A 16,179-nucleotide genomic window follows, 5' to 3' on the forward strand; every position below is an offset into this window, starting at 1 on the left:
GATTATCGGTCAATAATATCTAAGAATACTTACTCGGATTTAAGAATGACGGCTGGATTCGCTTTGACTATTTTCCAAATCTGCGAACCAACAGTACCTGCGACTACCAGCAATAGAAGCACCAAACCAGTACCTATTGGCAAAACGCCCACTCCAGAATGGAAAGCAAAAAAACTATCTAGAAAGTTAGAGATAATCAGGATAGAAAAAGCTCCTCCTAATACTCCTGCAATTCCCCAAATAATCAGGTAACGCTTGTACAATTTCACAGACAAATCTCCCATATCGGCTCCAAAAACCTTTCTGACACAGTAATCCTTGATGTGCGAATTCATATTCAAGGAAACCAATCCAAAAAGCCCCAGCGCTGCCAATAGGACGGCAAGAATGGCCGAGAATAATAGAATATTCCTTACTCCCTCCACATCTGAAAATTCCCGCTCAAATACCTCGGTTTGCAATTTTCCCTCAAAAAGTCCTCTAGGAACTGTCTCATGCCAAATCTTTTTGACAGATGCCATAGTCGTCTCAGCACTTCCATCTGTCACTTGGAGGGTAAGGTAGTTAAATGTCGTGTCTGGAGAAGCTCTGATAACCATGGGGTCAATAGCACTTTGGAAGAAAATCGTATGAAAATCCTCCACCACACCTACGACTGTATAGTTCACACTGTCGAGCGTTATCTTTTCGGACAGAGGAAATTCCAGTCCCAGTTGATCTAAGAAAGTTTGGTTCACAATAACCGATTCCTGCGTATCAGAAATTAAATCAGAATTGAACAAGCGGCCTTGTTTGAGCTGCAGACCCAGTAGTTCAGGATAATTAGCTTCTGCATTTAGTAGGCTTATTTCATGCTTTTCTTTGCCAAAATCCAACACTTCTTCCCGTATCCAATTTCCCACATAATCCTGACTTCCGCTAACTTCTGTCACAGAAGCAAGTGCAGAAAGCTTGTTTTTAAGTGGCAAATAATCCTCCTGATTTGGCACATTCACGATGATTTTATCTGCACTATCGTATCCCCAGTCCCTATTCGAATTGATGTAGTTTGTCTGCACAAAAGCAATTCCGGCTACAATACTTATGATCGCCAAGGTAAATTGAAAAGTGAGCAATACACTGGTAAAAGTACTTTTACTGCCTATTTTCTGATTGCCTTTTAGTATGTTGATAGGCTTAAAAGATGACACATAGATCGCTGGATAAAGACCGGAAATGAGGGTAATAGACACTAACATACCGCCCATAAACATCCAGATAAACGGATCTCCAAGCAGATCAATTTTCAGGTTCTTGGAGGCTATTTCATTAAAACCTGGAAGGAAAATAAAGCCAGCTAACAAACAACCCAAAATCATGGCAAATAAGCAGACCATCAGATTTTCGCTCAAAAATTGGAATACCAACTGGCTTCTTCTACTACCTATTACCTTTCGAATACCAATTTCCTTAAGTCTTTTGGAAGCCATTAACACCGAAATGTTGACGTAATTGAAAATTGCGAGAATAAGAATGAATAACCCTATCGCACCAAGCAGTATCTGTGGCCCCAGCCCTAAAAAATCTCTGACACCATTTTCAATTTCACCCACTTTATAAACCAAATCAGAGAACGCAACCAATTCTAGTTTCTGATAGGGCTTTTCCGGATTGACTTCATTTTGAATCTTAGTCAATGCAATAAGTTCCGATTCCATTTGTGCAATATCAGCTCCCTTCTCCACTTGGACAAAAGTCCATAATTCATCTCTCCAGCTATCTTTAAGCGGGATATCAACAGTAGAAACAGGATGCGTCTCAATATTAACCAAGAGGTCAAAGGTGAACATATCCATATCATGCAGATCAGCCAACACTCCCACGACTTTGTATAATTTCTCCTCCCCATTTGTCACCAGGGAAAGCTCCTGTCCTATCGGATGTGTATCACCAAAAAGTTTCTCTGAAAGTTCATGGGTCAAAATCACTTGACTTGGATCATCCAATGCGCCCGGATATCCGTAATCCATTCGGTACACAAACATCTCCATAAATGTGGGATCTACATATAAGGAACGTTGATTGTAACTTTCATTCTTTTGAATCAAAATAGGAAAGTCGCGCATCACTTGGGTAGTCCGCTGAATCATGTTCAACTTATCAGGAATCATCTCTGCTAGTGGGCGTCCTACTGATCCATAAGTAACCAACCCATTCTCGCCTTCAGCGGTATAGGTCAGTTGATAAATCTCATCCTTGTTGGGCTGGTGAAGGCCTTTGAACCAAATATTTGCTATAAACAAGTAAGCCACCATGCAGCATCCCACTGCAGCGGCAAGGCCAAACACAGAGATGAATGTGGTTCCTTTTTGCTTAACTAGATTTCTCCAGCCAATTTTAAAGTAGTTCTTCAGCATAGCACCTTGATTATAGGATTGATAAGTTGAGTTGGACTTTTTGATATTATTCCATCTGAAAAAGCTGAGTACATGGATAAAAAATCTAAAACGGGCGAAAGCGAGCCCCTTTCTTCCAGATTCATGTAGAAAATCTCATAAGCATCTCCTTGAATCTGCTCCAGTCGACTGGGAGTGCAGTAGAACTCCAGAAATCGGTCAGGCCATTTGGGCGGAAAATGCTTTTGTTTAGTGTCCATAGGAAAAGTCTAAAGCAAGCGGCGGAATCTGGTCGTACATTTTATTTCGAAGAGTTTTCACTTCTTCAATAGCCGCTCGACCCGTAGCAGACAGCGTAAACAATCGTTTTCTCCTACCACCTCTTTCTTCAGTTGCCCCACCCATTTCTGATTTGAGAAATCCTTTATCCTCCAGACGATTCAAAACCGTATGAATAGCCGAAATGTTAACCTTTCTTCCTGTCTGCTTTTTGATTTCCTCCAATACGGAAACACCATAAGCTTCCTGATCTAAAATCCCTACAGTCAAAAGAATCAACTCTTCCAATTCACCCAAATGATAACCTTTCATATTCGTAATCTATTTTATTTACAAAAGTAAATGTAATCTATTACTTTCATATTTGTAGAATTAATGGGTATAAAATAAAAAAGACTACCTCATTACTGAAGTAGTACTTCCAAAACTCATTGTAAACTATAAATTCTGAATTAGTTTTTCTTTACGATCTCCTCTAATTCCTCCTTCATTTTTGCCATTATTTCAGCTTCCGAAGTAGATCAGATCGATTTGTTTCTTTAGGATCAAGCTTAATATTGAACAGTTGATCTTCCTTGTCAAAACCTGTTTCAATAATCGGTCCCCAAGGCACCATGTCAGGCCCAGTATTTCCTGGAATGAATTTATAACCATCATTTCGGACATCAGCTAAATTGCTGAAAAGTGCTTCCTGTACTAAGCCATACCGACCTTGCCTCTCTTTTCCGATCAATATTTCCCAGTGGTTTTCTGTATCAATAGCCTGAGCAGAATCATAAAGAAATATTATTCACTGCCGCGAAGGAAGCCAACAAATCCACCTGACTGAATAGTACATCCGATGTAGCCCCAGCCTTGACTGACTTTGGCCACTTTACTATAAACGGCACTCGGGTTCCAGCTTCGAACGCACTGTATTTTCCTCCTCTCAAATCTCCCGCAGCGTCGTGATCAGCGATCAATTCTCTCGCCTGATCCACATATCCGTCATCTAATACTGGTCCATTATCACTGGAGAAAATCACAATCGTATTTTCTTCCAAACCCTGCTCTCGCAGCAGTTTCATCAGCTCACCTACTGTCCAATCTAGCTGAACGATTGCGTCGCCTCTTGGACCGAAATCAGTAGCTCCTTGGAAGCGCTCGTGAGCAATTCTAGGTACATGAATATCGTGGGTAGAAAAGTACATGAAGAATGGTTTATCGGATTCTGCTTTGATAAAATCCGTAGCCTTATCTACAAAAGTCTGTGCAAAGTCCTCATCTCGCCACATAGCTGCTTCCCCACCGGTCTGATAACCAATACGGCTGACTCCATTCACAATGCTATGATTGTGCCCATGTGACCACATCATTTTCAAGAGCTCAGGATTATCCTTACCTGTAGGGCCGTCTCCTATTTTCTCACGGTAATTTACGGAAATCGGATCCGCTGGATCTAATCCAACAATATGGTGATCTTCTACAAATACCGTAGGAACCCGATCTCCTGTAGCTGGGATAATAAAGGAATAGTCAAAACCTATTTCCAAGGGGCCAGGATTCAACTCCCCATTCCAATCAGGCCCTTCGTCACCACCAAGGCCAAGATGCCATTTCCCAATCGCAGCCGTTCTATAACCTGCTCGCTGAACGACTGAGGGTAATGTCTCAAACCCTGGCCGGATTAAAGCAGAAGCATCTCCAGCTGCTACTCCTCGTCCTTTTGCTCGCCAAGCATACTCACCGGTAAGCAGGGAATAACGAGAAGGAGTACAAGTTGCAGCTGACGCATAGGCATTGGAGAATAGTAAGCCATCAGCAGCTAACTTATCGATATTTGGAGTAGGGATTTTACCTCCATAAACGGAAATATCCCCATACCCTACATCATCTGTATAGATAATTAGGATGTTTGGTTTATCTTCTGAAACCTCCTCCCTACTTGGCTTTCCGGCACAGGACACTAAAAGGGAAAACCCTACCAGGGATAGAAAAGAGAAGTGTTTTTTCAATAATGAATTCATGAAATATGACGAATTAATTAGTAATGGATAAGGCCAGAACTAGTCTGGCCTTATCATTTTAGCTATTCTGGTTGATATGAAATCAATAACCAGGGTTTTGTTTTAAGTTTGGATTATCAGCTATCCGGCCAAGAGAAATTGGCAAATAATATCTCTCAGGTCCAAATACGCGACTTACACCTTCAGCATTTTTCAGGGTAATCACATATTTATCATTGTCCAAATCGTAATTAAATACCAATCCTTTTGTTCTTACATTATCCAAGTATTGAGGTGCGATTCTCCAACGGATCAAATCCCAGAATCTTTGGCTTTCAAATGCCAACTCCACTTGTCTTTCCTGTCTGATATTTGCTTCGGTAGCTTCTGCCAATGTTGGCATCCCTGCTCTTTCTCTCAACTCATTCAAGGCTACTAATGCTTCGCCTGTCTTACCTAAATAGAAGGCTGCTTCCGCATAATTAAGAAGTGTCTCCGCATATCTAAATACATAGAAATCCTGTCCAGATCTCCCTGAAAGAGGCTCAAGGTTCGTTTCGTCTAGTTTTTTACGAAGAAGTAAGGCTGTGTTTCTTACATTTCGAGGATGACAGGATGCAGGCCACACTTCTCCATTTCTATCAAATGTGCCGCTGGTAGCAGATACTCTTTCTCCCTCATCATTAGTATAGATAGTGCTGGAATGAAAATCAACCAGGCCACCTTGCCACGTAGATTCAGGATAGAGATACAGACGCTCTGAACCTTGGATCTCTTTTCCCAAAGAAGTCTTCGATTTCCCAAGAATTAGATGCAATCAAATCATCTCTTGAAATATCAGTCCCTTTTCTTCCATCCACAAAGTCAAAAAGCTCAACAAAATCATAGAGAACAGGGAAATTTGAATTCCAAGTAGCTGCAAATCCAGCTGGAGTAGCAATATTATCCAAGGAGTGACCTTTGACTATTGGCTCAAACACTTCCGCAAAAATCACCTCATCATTTCCTTCGTTCAGGAAAAGCTGACTAAAATTCACCATCTTATCCTCATACTTCTCATAAAGAGAAAACATCCCAGACTCAATGATCTCTTTTGAAGCATTATAAGATTTCTGATAAAAATCTTGAGTACTTCCAGATGAAATCCCCACTAAACCATCCGCCTGAACGGTACTGAAATTCCCAATACTTGCTGCGTATAAGGATGCTCTAGACAAAAGCGCCAGTGCGGTATATTTATCTGCTCTTCCCGCTGCTCCTGTTTTTTGATCTGGCATGGTGGCGATAATTTCATCAAGTTCTGTCACGATAAAGTTATAAATCTCCTCTTCAGTAGCCCGTGACGGATACAATTCGCTCTCAGGATCATCTACACTTTGTACTTTGGTGATTAGAGGCACCCCTCCGAATCTAATGACCATTTGAAAATAAGCATATGCTCTCAGGAATCTTGCCTCATTCATTTTTTGCAAAATGTAGGAATCATCCAAGGATTTACTTGATCCGATATTTTCCAATAAATAGTTAATATCCCTGATCGAATTATACCCCCAATAATCGAGAGGTCCGGCACCGGATGCAGCAGTATATGATCTACTGTAAGTGGTATTTGGCGTTTGCCAGTTGGCGAAATTAATGTGCTCAGCGCCAGCTGCTGGTATCATACCCATATTATTCTGGGCCTCACCACCTACATCGATGAACAGCATGTCGGAGTACACGTTGGCTAGATAAGCTTCAGTCAGATTTTCATCCTCGAAAACGACGCCTTCAGAAATAAAATCAGGGGTTTTTGTAAGTTGTTCTTCACATGATGCAAAAACGATCGTCAGCAGCATCAATAGTAATATTCTTGATTTCATGATTATCATGTTTTTTCGTTTTAACATTTAAAATCCAAGTTGTACGCCAAATGACATCGTTCTCAATAGAGGCAATTTGAAGGCATTTGCACTTGTTGCTTCTTCAGGATCAACGGCATCTTTGAAAATACCCATGTTATTAAATGACAGTAAATTATCGCCGGACATGTAGACATTGGCATTGCTCAACCCGATTTTAGACAGAAAACTACTTGGTAAGGAGTATGAAACTGTAGCAGTTTTCAATCTTAGGTAAGTTCCGTTGTACATCCAGAAATCAGAGTTAATGTTATTCCAAGTTCTTGTACCATTTCTCTCGTATGCTGGTAGTTGCGCATTAGGATTTGAACCAATACCAGGGTTATTTGGATCCTGAGTCCACGGTATATTGCTCGTGCAATTCAAGTGGAACCTGCTCATTATTAAATGCTCCTCTATAGAGCCCTGATATATTTACATTAAACCTGGTTCCACCTTGCCAAAGCATAGCAAGACTAAAGCCTCTATAAGACAATCTTGGAGCTAGTGAATAAGTGATATCAGGATTAGTTCCATACCCAATCTGGTATCTATCAGCTCTATTTATGACACCGTCTTCGTTTATATCTACATATCTGATATCACCTGGCTTTTGGTCTACCATTGATGTCTTCGATTGTATATTGCTCCAAATACTGATCTACCTCAGCTTGGGTATTGAATAGTCCATCAGTTTTGTATCCGTAGGTAATATTCACCCATCTCCCACTTAGCTGATCAAACTCGACCTGAATAGGGTCCTCAAAATTGATGTCTTCTTCATAATTCTCATAGCGCTCTCTTGCATAGGCAACGCCAGCTGTGATTTCGTATTTGAACTCACCAAAAGTTCCTTGGTTGCCTAAAGAAAGTTCAAAACCTCTGTTACTTCTAGAATCCAGGTTCACCTGAGGTAAAGCAGCTCCGAAAGTAGAAGGAAGAGATTCCAATGGAGTTCTTAGCAATCCATCTCTGTATCGGTAGAACACATCCAATGTAGAGTACAACTTCCCGTTAAACATAGTCAAGTCTATACCTGCATTGTATAGGGTAGTGGACTCCCAAGTAATGTCTGGATTAACCAAACCCGTATTGCTAATGATCGCAGTAGGAGATCCGTGTAAGTGACAAACAGGCTCCTGATGACTCTTCAAATCCTGATAGGAAGTTGAAGGAAGTATTCCCTACGTTGCTATCTACACCGGTTTGGCTATATGACAAACGAAGTTTGAACTGATCCAACACGTCTGAAGTAGCCAAGAAATCTTCTCTGGCGATATTCCATCCGACTGATACTGATGGAAAATATCCCCATGCGTTATTACCAAATTTAGAGCTGGCATCTGCACGAAGAGTCGCTTCCAGCAAATACTTTTCGTCATATGCGTAGTTGAATCTACCTGCAAAACTTACTCTGGTATATTGAATATCCCTACCAGTTCCCGAGCTTCTGGTCAATTCATTTGTACCTCCAATTTGTGGAACTTCAGTTGACAGCAAATCAGTTCTGGTCACAGTAAGTTGACGATAAGTATTATCTTCTTTCTCTCTCAAAGTAATAAAAATCCAAACTCATGTTTGTCAACAGCCTTTTCGTAGGTAGCATAACCTCTTGAAAGTATTCTGTTAATTGGATCACTGAAACTACCGTAGGATCTAGAAAAAGAATTCCCTAGAAGAGAAGCTTCTAAAGTATACCCATCAAAATCTTCGGTGACAGCGTTTGGATCATACGACCATACATCATAAGGTGTAGCCAAAGCCGCTTCTTGTAAGTTTCTTGCTCTTACATTTTTACTTTACCGCCTACGCTCAGACCTTTTACAAATGGTAGTGAATACTTCAATTCTGCAGAACCAGTCAACGTATGTTGGTAGCTTTTACTGTATCCGGCAAATTTCTGATTGATTCTCACTACTGGAGATCGACCGCTAAAGCCTGAATAAGGCGCTCTGTGGATCTGGCAAGTCTGGGTTGAATAGAGGCTGGGATGTCTGAAGATCATTCCAGATGGTGGATGGATCAATAATTGAATAATCCTTATCCTCTTTGATATATTGACCATTTAATATCAAAACAATGTTTTTGGACAAATCAATATCCATATTATTGGTCAAAGTCAATTTCTTATAATCATAATCTCCTTTGAAAATCCCGGATTGACTGGTATATCCTACAGATGAATAATATCTGATTTTCTCACTGCCTCCTCTGAAGCTCAAATTATGACTCATCAATGGAGAACCTGTGTCCTTCAATACTGCATCTACCCAATCATAGCTAGGAAGCTCCCCTGACTCGTATTGATTAAGTTTTTCCTCAGTAAATAATGTACCGTAGCTGATTGGCTGATCTGGTTTAAGAGGATCGTATTGACCATTAAATACTGCATCTCTCCCAAGTTGAATAAATCCAGCAGCATCAACCTGCTTGGCAAAAGTCAATCTTTTCTGAGTAGCCACATATCCGTGATAATTCACAGACATTGAACCAGCCTTACCTCTTTTAGTAGTGACCAGAATAACACCGTTACCAGCTCTAGCACCATAAATAGCCGCAGATGCATCTTTCAACACTGTCACAGTTTCGATGTCATTTGGATCTATACGATCTAAAAATGACTCAATTCCGTCTACAATTACCAGTGGATTTCCAAAGCCTCGAATACTCAAAGTGGCATTGTCTTCACCTGGAAGACCAGGATTTTGATTGGAGATCAAACCTGGAACCTGGCCAATCAAAAGACCTTTAACGTTCGTCGCAGGAGTTTGAACAAGCCTATCTGCTTTCAAGTCAGTCACAGATCCAGTCAGGTTACTTTTCTTCTGAGTACCATAGGCTACTACTACGACCTCATCCAAATCTCCTACATCATCCTGCAAAAACACGTCAATGAAGCTTCTACCTTCTACCGGTATAGTTTGAGCTTTGTAGCCAACGAAGGAATAAACCAACGAAGCACCTTCCTGAACTGTCAAGGTATATTTCCCATCAAGATCAGTGTAGCTGTACCATTAGTGGTTCCGTATTCGATCACAGTTACTCCCGGAATCGGGAACTCTGTCTCATCCTTCACCACCCCGGTAACTTGGATTTCTGCTTTCACAGCTGAAGCTCGCAATACATTCCCTAGGGTAGATTCACTAGCACCGACTGTTCCTTTTCCTTCAAATAATTGCTGTTGCGCCGCTAATGGTCCCAAAATGGCACATTGCATTCCAATGCCGATCAGGAAGGTTTTGGTCAGCGATTTAGCTAACAATGGTAATTTTATTTTCATATTTCAGTTGATTTTATTGTATCAATTTTTAGTCATTTTATGTATGAAGTATATAGTAATAGACATGATTGTTGATTCTGCATAGGCATATTTTGGATTTTGATTTAGGTGAATTTCATTGAATTAGATATCAATCTAGAAGTGCTCACTTCAATGAGCTATTCTCATGATTATTAAAAATTTAATAGAGAGAATAACATTTGTACTTTTGCACTAATCTAGTGCAATTGTTGAATTTTAAGGCAAACGTCCTAAAAAAATTATTAAAAAATTTAAAGAAGATTTATATTCTTTTTAAAATTAATACAGGAACCAAATATAATTTTACGGATTTTCATCCTTTATACAGAATTAGGCCCTCCTGATTGGAATACCTTTAATGGTTTTTCTACCCTTTACCCATTGGCCTTTACATTTCCTTATTTCTACCAATTCAACTCAGAATTCTTTACACTAAGACTCATATTGCATTTAGATGTTATTCTAGATAGTGCATGGAAAATAGGTGGGTCAGCTACTAAAACACACGGATATCATCCCCCTTGGAAAAACCCGGAGTAATCAAAGCAACATCAACTACTATAAGCTGTTTCTATAAAAAGTTATTTGGCAAGAACCTGCTTTTCTTCCAGCAGTACTTTCTCCAATTTCTCATACTGCAAATCCTGCACAGCCACATCACCATCAATAGCCAGTGATGCCGCCGCTGCTGCAGATTGACCTAGAATCATAAAAACAGGCTCCATCCTGATAGAACCAAAGGCAGTATGTGAACTAGAAACACACACCGGAACGAGCAAATTAGAACATTCTTCTTTTTTCGGAACAAGTGTTCCATAGGAAATCGAATAAGGGTTTTTCGGGTGAACTCCTATATCTCCTTCATTCTGCACATAGCCATCCAACGTCACAAATCGCTGAGCATTGTGCGAATCCAGTGAATAGGATCCCATCCCCACAGGCTCCGGAACTTCCTTTGCTCCAAGTACATCATGCTCAGTCATCACATAGGCACCTATCATTCTTCGGGCTTCGCGCACATAGATCTGGTGAGGCCAGTTGTTATTATCGACAAATTCATCTTTTGCCAAACCCCAATTTGCCATCTCTGCTCTCACCGAATCTGGCACTTTTTCATTGTGAGACATGAAGTAAAGTAAGCCTTGTTGGTAGTCGGTATGCTCCTGTAAGATTTGCTTTCTTTCAGCGTAACTCGCTTCTGGATAAGCATAGTTTTTCCCTATATAATCTGTAGAAAATGGCCCATGATTATTGGTGTCCGTCTTCAAATTTGGGATTGGATCGTATTTATCAAAAGTTTCATCCCAACCAGCAGCATAGACTCTAGCAAGCAATTCATAGCGTGCAGGATCATATCCTTCAGGTTTTGGGAAAGGAATACGATTGTCGGGGTGCCTACTCATCGCCAGACGATAAGTATAGGCCTGAAGACGTTTGTCACCTGATCCGTTTTCCCCCGGTGGATCTGCTGAGATCTCCGGCAATAAGCCGCTGGTAGAATCTCCGGGAATCATATAAGCACTGATGTCATTTTTGAAATAGTGTCCGTGTTGATAAACACCCACCTGTACCCCGTTCCAGGTCTCGCCATAAGTATCATTTGATTCCCGTCCCACGTGGTAGCTAACTCCAGCTGCTGCCATTAGATCACCTTCGTAGGTTGCATCTATAAAAACTTTTCCCTGATAGATATGACCAGAAAGTGTTGAGATCTGCATGATTTTCCCATTTTCCAGTTTAACTCCAGCTTCTCGATCCAGCCATTCATCACGATGGATTTCCAAATCGTATTCCGAAACAAAATTCTCAAAGACCTGTTCGGCTACATGCGGTTCAAAAATCCACATAGTTCTATTCTCGCCATCCATCGCTGGCGTACCTTGACCTTTATTTCCGTATTCCTCTTTTTTCTGCCACTTCCAAGCAGAATCCTGCTGATAATGAAGGTAGATTCGATGATAAAACTCCCTAGCCAAACCTCCGATCACAGACTTATTTCCAGTATCCGTGAAACCTAGACCTCCGGAAGACAATCCTCCTAAATGCCTATCAGGAGAAACAACAATGACTGATTTGCCCATTTTTTTCGCCTGAACTGCAGCGGTAATCGCTGCCGAGGTCCCTCCATAAATAATGATGTCAGCCTCAAACTCGGAAGTATTCTCAGGTTTGCAGGAAAATAGAATTAAGATGATAAGGAGGCTAGGTAAAAATTTCATGATGTGTAGATCTTGGAAAAACTGGTTAAATGAATAGCACAAAACAACTTTCAAAATATCCTTTTTATCCAACTGACCTATCTCACTTTGACACTATTTAGCTAAACACACAATGCCATTCCTGAACTCTAAAAATAGTCAGAAACCCATCACTCATTTACTGACCAATTTCAACTTGTAAAGAACAATACCATCATCCTCGGTTTCGGACAAACCTGCGACTTTGGAAACGACTAGCTCACCTTTTTTATTTACTACATTTGGAAAATTGCTGGTGATTGGAAAAGGGACATTCGTGGCCAATTGATTGAAATCCTTGTCGAAAATCGCTGCATAGTTAGGATCTTTTTTGCGTGCAGCTAGTCCGTCTATAGTCGGAGGCCCAAGCTGAGCTTTCTCCTCTTCAGAAAGTCCTCTATTGTAGATAGCAATGTAATAGTCTCCTGACACCAAAATATTAGTAAGATTGCCAGGTCTTTTCTTCTGGTTTTCTGTAAAAAACTGCTCTGCTTTATCCAATGGAACAGAAGTAGTGGGAATCCAACCTGGAATATCTACATCCACTGTTTTTTCATACTCAAATTTACCCCCCACCTTATTATATACATAAATCTCTGGCGTAAACCACATGCTAAGCAACAGCTTTTCCCCATCCACCGTGTACACTGGAATAGGAAAACCTTTCACTTCATCATCTAATAATGCCGAAGACTCTGGCAAACTTAATACCCCTAGCGTATCTCCAGTCTCCATATCCTGAGCTTCTATGATAGGCAGATGAAGCAAAGCTTGGTAAAATTCCCCCTCTTCAAAATTAACAGCCAAAGTCTCTGGCCAAGGCTTTGGGTAATAGACTTTACCCTCTGACTCGAACATCCCAAGTTTGGGATACATCATGAAAGCCTGATGAGGATAAGGAATCGTCACCTCACCAACTTTACTTGAATCCTGAAATCTAAAATATCCTTCCGGAGGATTAAATACGGTCACATCCCCATTGAAATAGCCCAATCCTAGCGCCTGTCCAACCGCGTCTATTCCATCCTGATTGAATTTATTATGATTAAGAATCTTTCCATCCCCATCCACTTCTAAGTATTCATAGTAAGAATCCGTCGCAAGCAAGTACTTATCAGCCTTCGGATCATAGTCTAGCAACATCATTTCTCCCAAGTAATCTATCTGTAAAGAATCAGTGATTTCTAGAGAAAAGGATTTTGTGATAGAATTATTCCCCGTTTTCTCACCACAGGAAAGAAGGCTTATAGCTATAGAACAGATAAAAAAATGAGTGAATTGGAGTTTCATGGCAAATATTAAAAAGGGGTTGTAGTGGTATGATTTTTCAGAATCCTACCTAAAAAACTAAATACTAGGAATAACTACAACTAAATAAGAATTTTTAACAAAATCTAGCTAGCGATCAATTCATGGACCCGCTCACGAAGTGTAGGCACTACTTCCTCCTCAAACCAAGGATTTCTTCGCCTCCACATGAGATTTCGCGGAGAGGGGTGTACTAGTGGAATAAATTCCGGTAAGTACAAGTCGAAATTCCTAACAGTCTCCGTCAGTGTCTTCTTTTTCTTATTCCCCAAGTAATATTTCAAAGCATACTGCCCAATAAGTAAGGTCAATTTCACCTCCGGCATACGCTCATTCATTTGCTGGTGCCATAAAGGTGCGCATTCGGGCCTGGGTGGCAAATCACCTCCTTTTCCCCTGCCAGGATAACAAAAACCCATAGGCATGATCCCAAAGATCTTAGGATCATAAAATTGCTCACGATCTACACCCAACCATCTTCTTAATTCATTTCCGCTCGCATCATTCCAAGGAATTCCCGTTGCATGAACTTTGGTACCAGGAGCCTGTCCTATAATCAAAATCTTACTTTTTGGATGTATAGAGAACACAGGCTTTGGACCAAGAGGCAAAAACTCTTTGCACATTTTACAAGCCTGAGCATCAATAACTAAAGACTCAAAACTATCCATCAGACGACATTTATCTTATTTATTACCACTTTTTGAATCCAAAACAGAAATTATATGAAAATCGGTTAATTATTGTAGGGAAATTATATTAAATTATTAGGCTAGTTTATTGAACAGCAACATTTTACTTTAAACAATGAGATGTTAATTCTAGTTAAATCCACCTGACCTTATTTGTTCGTATCTTATTGACATACCAATCAACCATCTACTCATATATGCCATGAAAAACACCTACCTCCTTTTCGCACTATTACTTATTATTTGCGCAGGATGCTTTTCCTCCAAAGATTATGTTACTGACTATGACTATAATTATCAAGCATCCTTTAAGAAATATAAAACCTTTGCATTCGTAGTTCCTACGGAAAAAGATACCAGTATGATATCACCCGTATTGACGGCCACGATAGGTGCAAGGTTAGGTTCTCAGGGATTCCGAGAGCAAGAATCCAAGCCGGATTTATTAGTCAGCTACAAAATTTTCATGGATTCGATAAGATACCGTGGCTACGTACAGCCAGAGTTTGACTATTACTTACAACGAATGAAAAATGTACCCGAGAAGGAAGATGGAGATCTAGACAAAGAACAAGAAAAAGATGAAACCTATAATCACGTAAAGTATAGCCAAAACCAAGGAATGCTAGTAGTTTATGTAATTGATAGTAAGAGAGGAAATACCATCTGGCAAGGTTATACAGCTGCCAATTTTGATTCAGAATCCCCCAACTTCCAATCGGATGTGACTCGGGCAGCATATAGAGTAATGAATGAATTCAAAGTTGTAAATCGCCTCATGGAATAATAAGTGAATATTTCTGAGTAAAGAATTAGTCAACTTGTGTAGTGATTCCACACATTTTTGAAGAGGTTCCAATATGTTTTGGAGCCTCTTTTTTATTTAAAAAAGGGCTCTAATCTGATAATATGCACCTTTTCTATCCATTTATTTATGTGGAATAATATGCAGCTAATCTTTGTGGCAATTCCTTTGAAATAGTTGATTCAACTACAAAGAAATCAACTATGAAAAAATCACTAATTGTTACAGGACTTTTGAGCGCCACAGTGATGGTCTCATGTGTATCAAAGAAAAAATACACCGAACTAGAGGGTAATCTTTACAAAACACAAACTGAGCTTGCTACCACTGAGCAGGAAAAAGCTGAGTTAGAGGAGAAAATGCAGATCATTGAGAATAGAGTGGCTGAGTACAACGCAAGAATCAATTCTCTCCGCGATACAAATGATGCTTTGACCCTGCAGAATGAGGGCATGTACTCTTTGGAAGGTGCTACAATGATGTCTAAAACATCAAAGGAGAAAATGAAGCAAACATTGGCTAATGTCGACCAAGCTAAACTTGCCCAAGCTCAAACATTGGAGGATTCAGTGAATCTAGCCGTAGAATACAATTTGAAAAAGAATATCACCGAAACTACCGTAGATGGTGAAGAGGATGATGTAAACATTAGCATTGACCAAACCGTGGTGATGATCTCTGTATCCGACAAACTACTTTTCAACACCGGTAGCTATAGAATCAATTCTAAAGCTGATCCATTACTGCAGAAATTGGCTGAAGTGATCAACGCTGAGCCAAGCCTACAAGTGATGATTGAAGGTCATACTGATCCAAGAACAATCTCAACGGGAGTTGTTCAGGACAACTGGGATCTTTCTGTGAAAAGAGCGACTAGTATTGTAAGAAAGTTGCAAGAGCAGTACAATGTATCTCCTGAAAAAATGATTGCTGCAGGAAGAGCAAGTTATATGCCTATCGTGGAAAATGATTCTCCTGAAAACATGGCAATCAACAGAAGAACAAGAATTGTTTTGATCCCAGATCTGGATATGTTCTTTGCGATGCTTTAATACATAAAAACCACCAAGTTACTTTAACTACCACAACCTAAAAGCAGGCTCTAGAGCCTGCTTTTTTGGTTAACTTTTCAGTAAATAATTTCTCATTTCAAAAGCTCATTCTTCTGACAGAGGAGCCTTAGACGAATTAATTCACAAAATAAATGGTGCTGACATTGAAGTCCATTAGCATCTAGTGACTGGTCTATTGGAAGGTGGATACCAAATATATTTTACAGAAGAATTAAGGTTCTGAAACGTTTTTTTTTCATCAGAA

At 40.1% G+C, this 16,179-nt stretch carries 19 protein-coding genes; 2 read left to right on the forward strand and 17 right to left on the reverse strand.

Features of this window, described 5'->3' with window-relative positions; genetic code table 11:
- Window positions 1–29 precede the first annotated feature (29 nt).
- The 17 genes from AC0L6R_RS04805 to AC0L6R_RS04885 all read right to left on the reverse strand — a co-directional run bounded on the left by AC0L6R_RS04805 (window position 30) and on the right by AC0L6R_RS04885 (window position 14,036).
- Window positions 30–2,396: an ABC transporter permease gene (locus AC0L6R_RS04805; protein WP_473270159.1), complete on the reverse strand. Its 2,367-nt coding sequence runs from the start codon at window positions 2,394–2,396 to the stop codon at window positions 30–32.
- Window positions 2,390–2,635, reverse strand: a complete 246-nt coding sequence (locus AC0L6R_RS04810) for a permease prefix domain 2-containing transporter (protein ID WP_473270160.1) — start codon at window positions 2,633–2,635, stop codon at window positions 2,390–2,392. Before AC0L6R_RS04810 ends, AC0L6R_RS04805 begins: the two co-directional genes overlap by 7 nt.
- On the reverse strand, window positions 2,625–2,966 hold the full coding sequence (locus AC0L6R_RS04815; RefSeq protein WP_473270161.1) for a PadR family transcriptional regulator: 342 nt from the start codon (window positions 2,964–2,966) through the stop codon (window positions 2,625–2,627). The genes AC0L6R_RS04810 and AC0L6R_RS04815 overlap by 11 nt, the downstream gene beginning before the upstream one ends.
- Window positions 2,967–3,153: 187 nt before the next feature.
- Window positions 3,154–3,387 carry a hypothetical protein gene (locus tag AC0L6R_RS04820; protein ID WP_473270162.1) on the reverse strand — a complete coding sequence of 78 codons (234 nt, stop codon included), beginning with the start codon at window positions 3,385–3,387 and terminating at the stop codon, window positions 3,154–3,156.
- Between the two features lie 40 nt (window positions 3,388–3,427).
- On the reverse strand, window positions 3,428–4,660 hold the full coding sequence (locus tag AC0L6R_RS04825; RefSeq protein WP_473270163.1) for a sulfatase-like hydrolase/transferase: 1,233 nt from the start codon (window positions 4,658–4,660) through the stop codon (window positions 3,428–3,430).
- Window positions 4,661–4,742: 82 nt separating this feature from the next.
- Window positions 4,743–5,423, reverse strand: a complete 681-nt coding sequence (locus AC0L6R_RS04830) for a RagB/SusD family nutrient uptake outer membrane protein (RefSeq protein WP_473270164.1) — start codon at window positions 5,421–5,423, stop codon at window positions 4,743–4,745.
- Window positions 5,377–6,501, reverse strand: coding sequence for a RagB/SusD family nutrient uptake outer membrane protein (locus AC0L6R_RS04835; protein WP_473270165.1), 1,125 nt, complete (start codon window positions 6,499–6,501; stop codon window positions 5,377–5,379). The genes AC0L6R_RS04830 and AC0L6R_RS04835 overlap by 47 nt, the downstream gene beginning before the upstream one ends.
- 27 nt (window positions 6,502–6,528) lie before the next feature.
- The gene (locus tag AC0L6R_RS04840) at window positions 6,529–6,906 is read right to left on the reverse strand and encodes a hypothetical protein (protein WP_473270166.1); all 378 of its coding nucleotides are present in this window, start codon (window positions 6,904–6,906) and stop codon (window positions 6,529–6,531) included.
- Window positions 6,863–7,144 carry a hypothetical protein gene (locus tag AC0L6R_RS04845; RefSeq protein ID WP_473270167.1) on the reverse strand — a complete coding sequence of 94 codons (282 nt, stop codon included), beginning with the start codon at window positions 7,142–7,144 and terminating at the stop codon, window positions 6,863–6,865. Before AC0L6R_RS04845 ends, AC0L6R_RS04840 begins: the two co-directional genes overlap by 44 nt.
- The gene (locus AC0L6R_RS04850; protein ID WP_473270168.1) at window positions 7,122–7,673 is read right to left on the reverse strand and encodes a hypothetical protein; all 552 of its coding nucleotides are present in this window, start codon (window positions 7,671–7,673) and stop codon (window positions 7,122–7,124) included. Before AC0L6R_RS04850 ends, AC0L6R_RS04845 begins: the two co-directional genes overlap by 23 nt.
- Window positions 7,615–8,073 carry a hypothetical protein gene (locus tag AC0L6R_RS04855; protein WP_473270169.1) on the reverse strand — a complete coding sequence of 153 codons (459 nt, stop codon included), beginning with the start codon at window positions 8,071–8,073 and terminating at the stop codon, window positions 7,615–7,617. Before AC0L6R_RS04855 ends, AC0L6R_RS04850 begins: the two co-directional genes overlap by 59 nt.
- Window positions 8,070–8,279 (reverse strand): hypothetical protein, encoded by a 210-nt coding sequence (locus AC0L6R_RS04860; protein ID WP_473270170.1) that lies wholly within the window; start codon window positions 8,277–8,279, stop codon window positions 8,070–8,072. Before AC0L6R_RS04860 ends, AC0L6R_RS04855 begins: the two co-directional genes overlap by 4 nt.
- A gap of 171 nt (window positions 8,280–8,450) precedes the next feature.
- Window positions 8,451–9,497, reverse strand: a complete 1,047-nt coding sequence (locus AC0L6R_RS04865) for a TonB-dependent receptor plug domain-containing protein (RefSeq protein WP_473270171.1) — start codon at window positions 9,495–9,497, stop codon at window positions 8,451–8,453.
- Complete coding sequence (locus AC0L6R_RS04870) at window positions 9,494–9,799, reverse strand: hypothetical protein (RefSeq protein WP_473270172.1); 306 nt, start codon at window positions 9,797–9,799, stop codon at window positions 9,494–9,496. The genes AC0L6R_RS04865 and AC0L6R_RS04870 overlap by 4 nt, the downstream gene beginning before the upstream one ends.
- Window positions 9,800–10,401: 602 nt before the next feature.
- A complete protein-coding gene (locus AC0L6R_RS04875; protein WP_473270173.1) occupies window positions 10,402–12,039 on the reverse strand; it encodes an FAD-dependent oxidoreductase in 1,638 nt (545 codons plus the stop codon).
- A gap of 153 nt (window positions 12,040–12,192) precedes the next feature.
- The gene (locus AC0L6R_RS04880; RefSeq protein ID WP_473270174.1) at window positions 12,193–13,347 is read right to left on the reverse strand and encodes a hypothetical protein; all 1,155 of its coding nucleotides are present in this window, start codon (window positions 13,345–13,347) and stop codon (window positions 12,193–12,195) included.
- 104 nt (window positions 13,348–13,451) lie between these two features.
- Window positions 13,452–14,036 carry a uracil-DNA glycosylase family protein gene (locus tag AC0L6R_RS04885; protein WP_473270175.1) on the reverse strand — a complete coding sequence of 195 codons (585 nt, stop codon included), beginning with the start codon at window positions 14,034–14,036 and terminating at the stop codon, window positions 13,452–13,454.
- Window positions 14,037–14,259: 223 nt separating this feature from the next.
- Here AC0L6R_RS04885 and AC0L6R_RS04890 point away from each other — a divergent pair, with 223 nt between their 5' ends.
- Together AC0L6R_RS04890 and AC0L6R_RS04895 are read left to right on the forward strand one after the other, a co-directional pair.
- On the forward strand, window positions 14,260–14,844 hold the full coding sequence (locus AC0L6R_RS04890; RefSeq protein WP_283412918.1) for a DUF4136 domain-containing protein: 585 nt from the start codon (window positions 14,260–14,262) through the stop codon (window positions 14,842–14,844).
- Between the two features lie 221 nt (window positions 14,845–15,065).
- Window positions 15,066–15,914: an OmpA family protein gene (locus AC0L6R_RS04895; RefSeq protein WP_283412919.1), complete on the forward strand. Its 849-nt coding sequence runs from the start codon at window positions 15,066–15,068 to the stop codon at window positions 15,912–15,914.
- The last annotated feature ends 265 nt before the right edge of the window (window positions 15,915–16,179 follow it).

The sequence above is a fragment of the Algoriphagus sp. 10J20-15 genome, assembly GCF_055809615.1.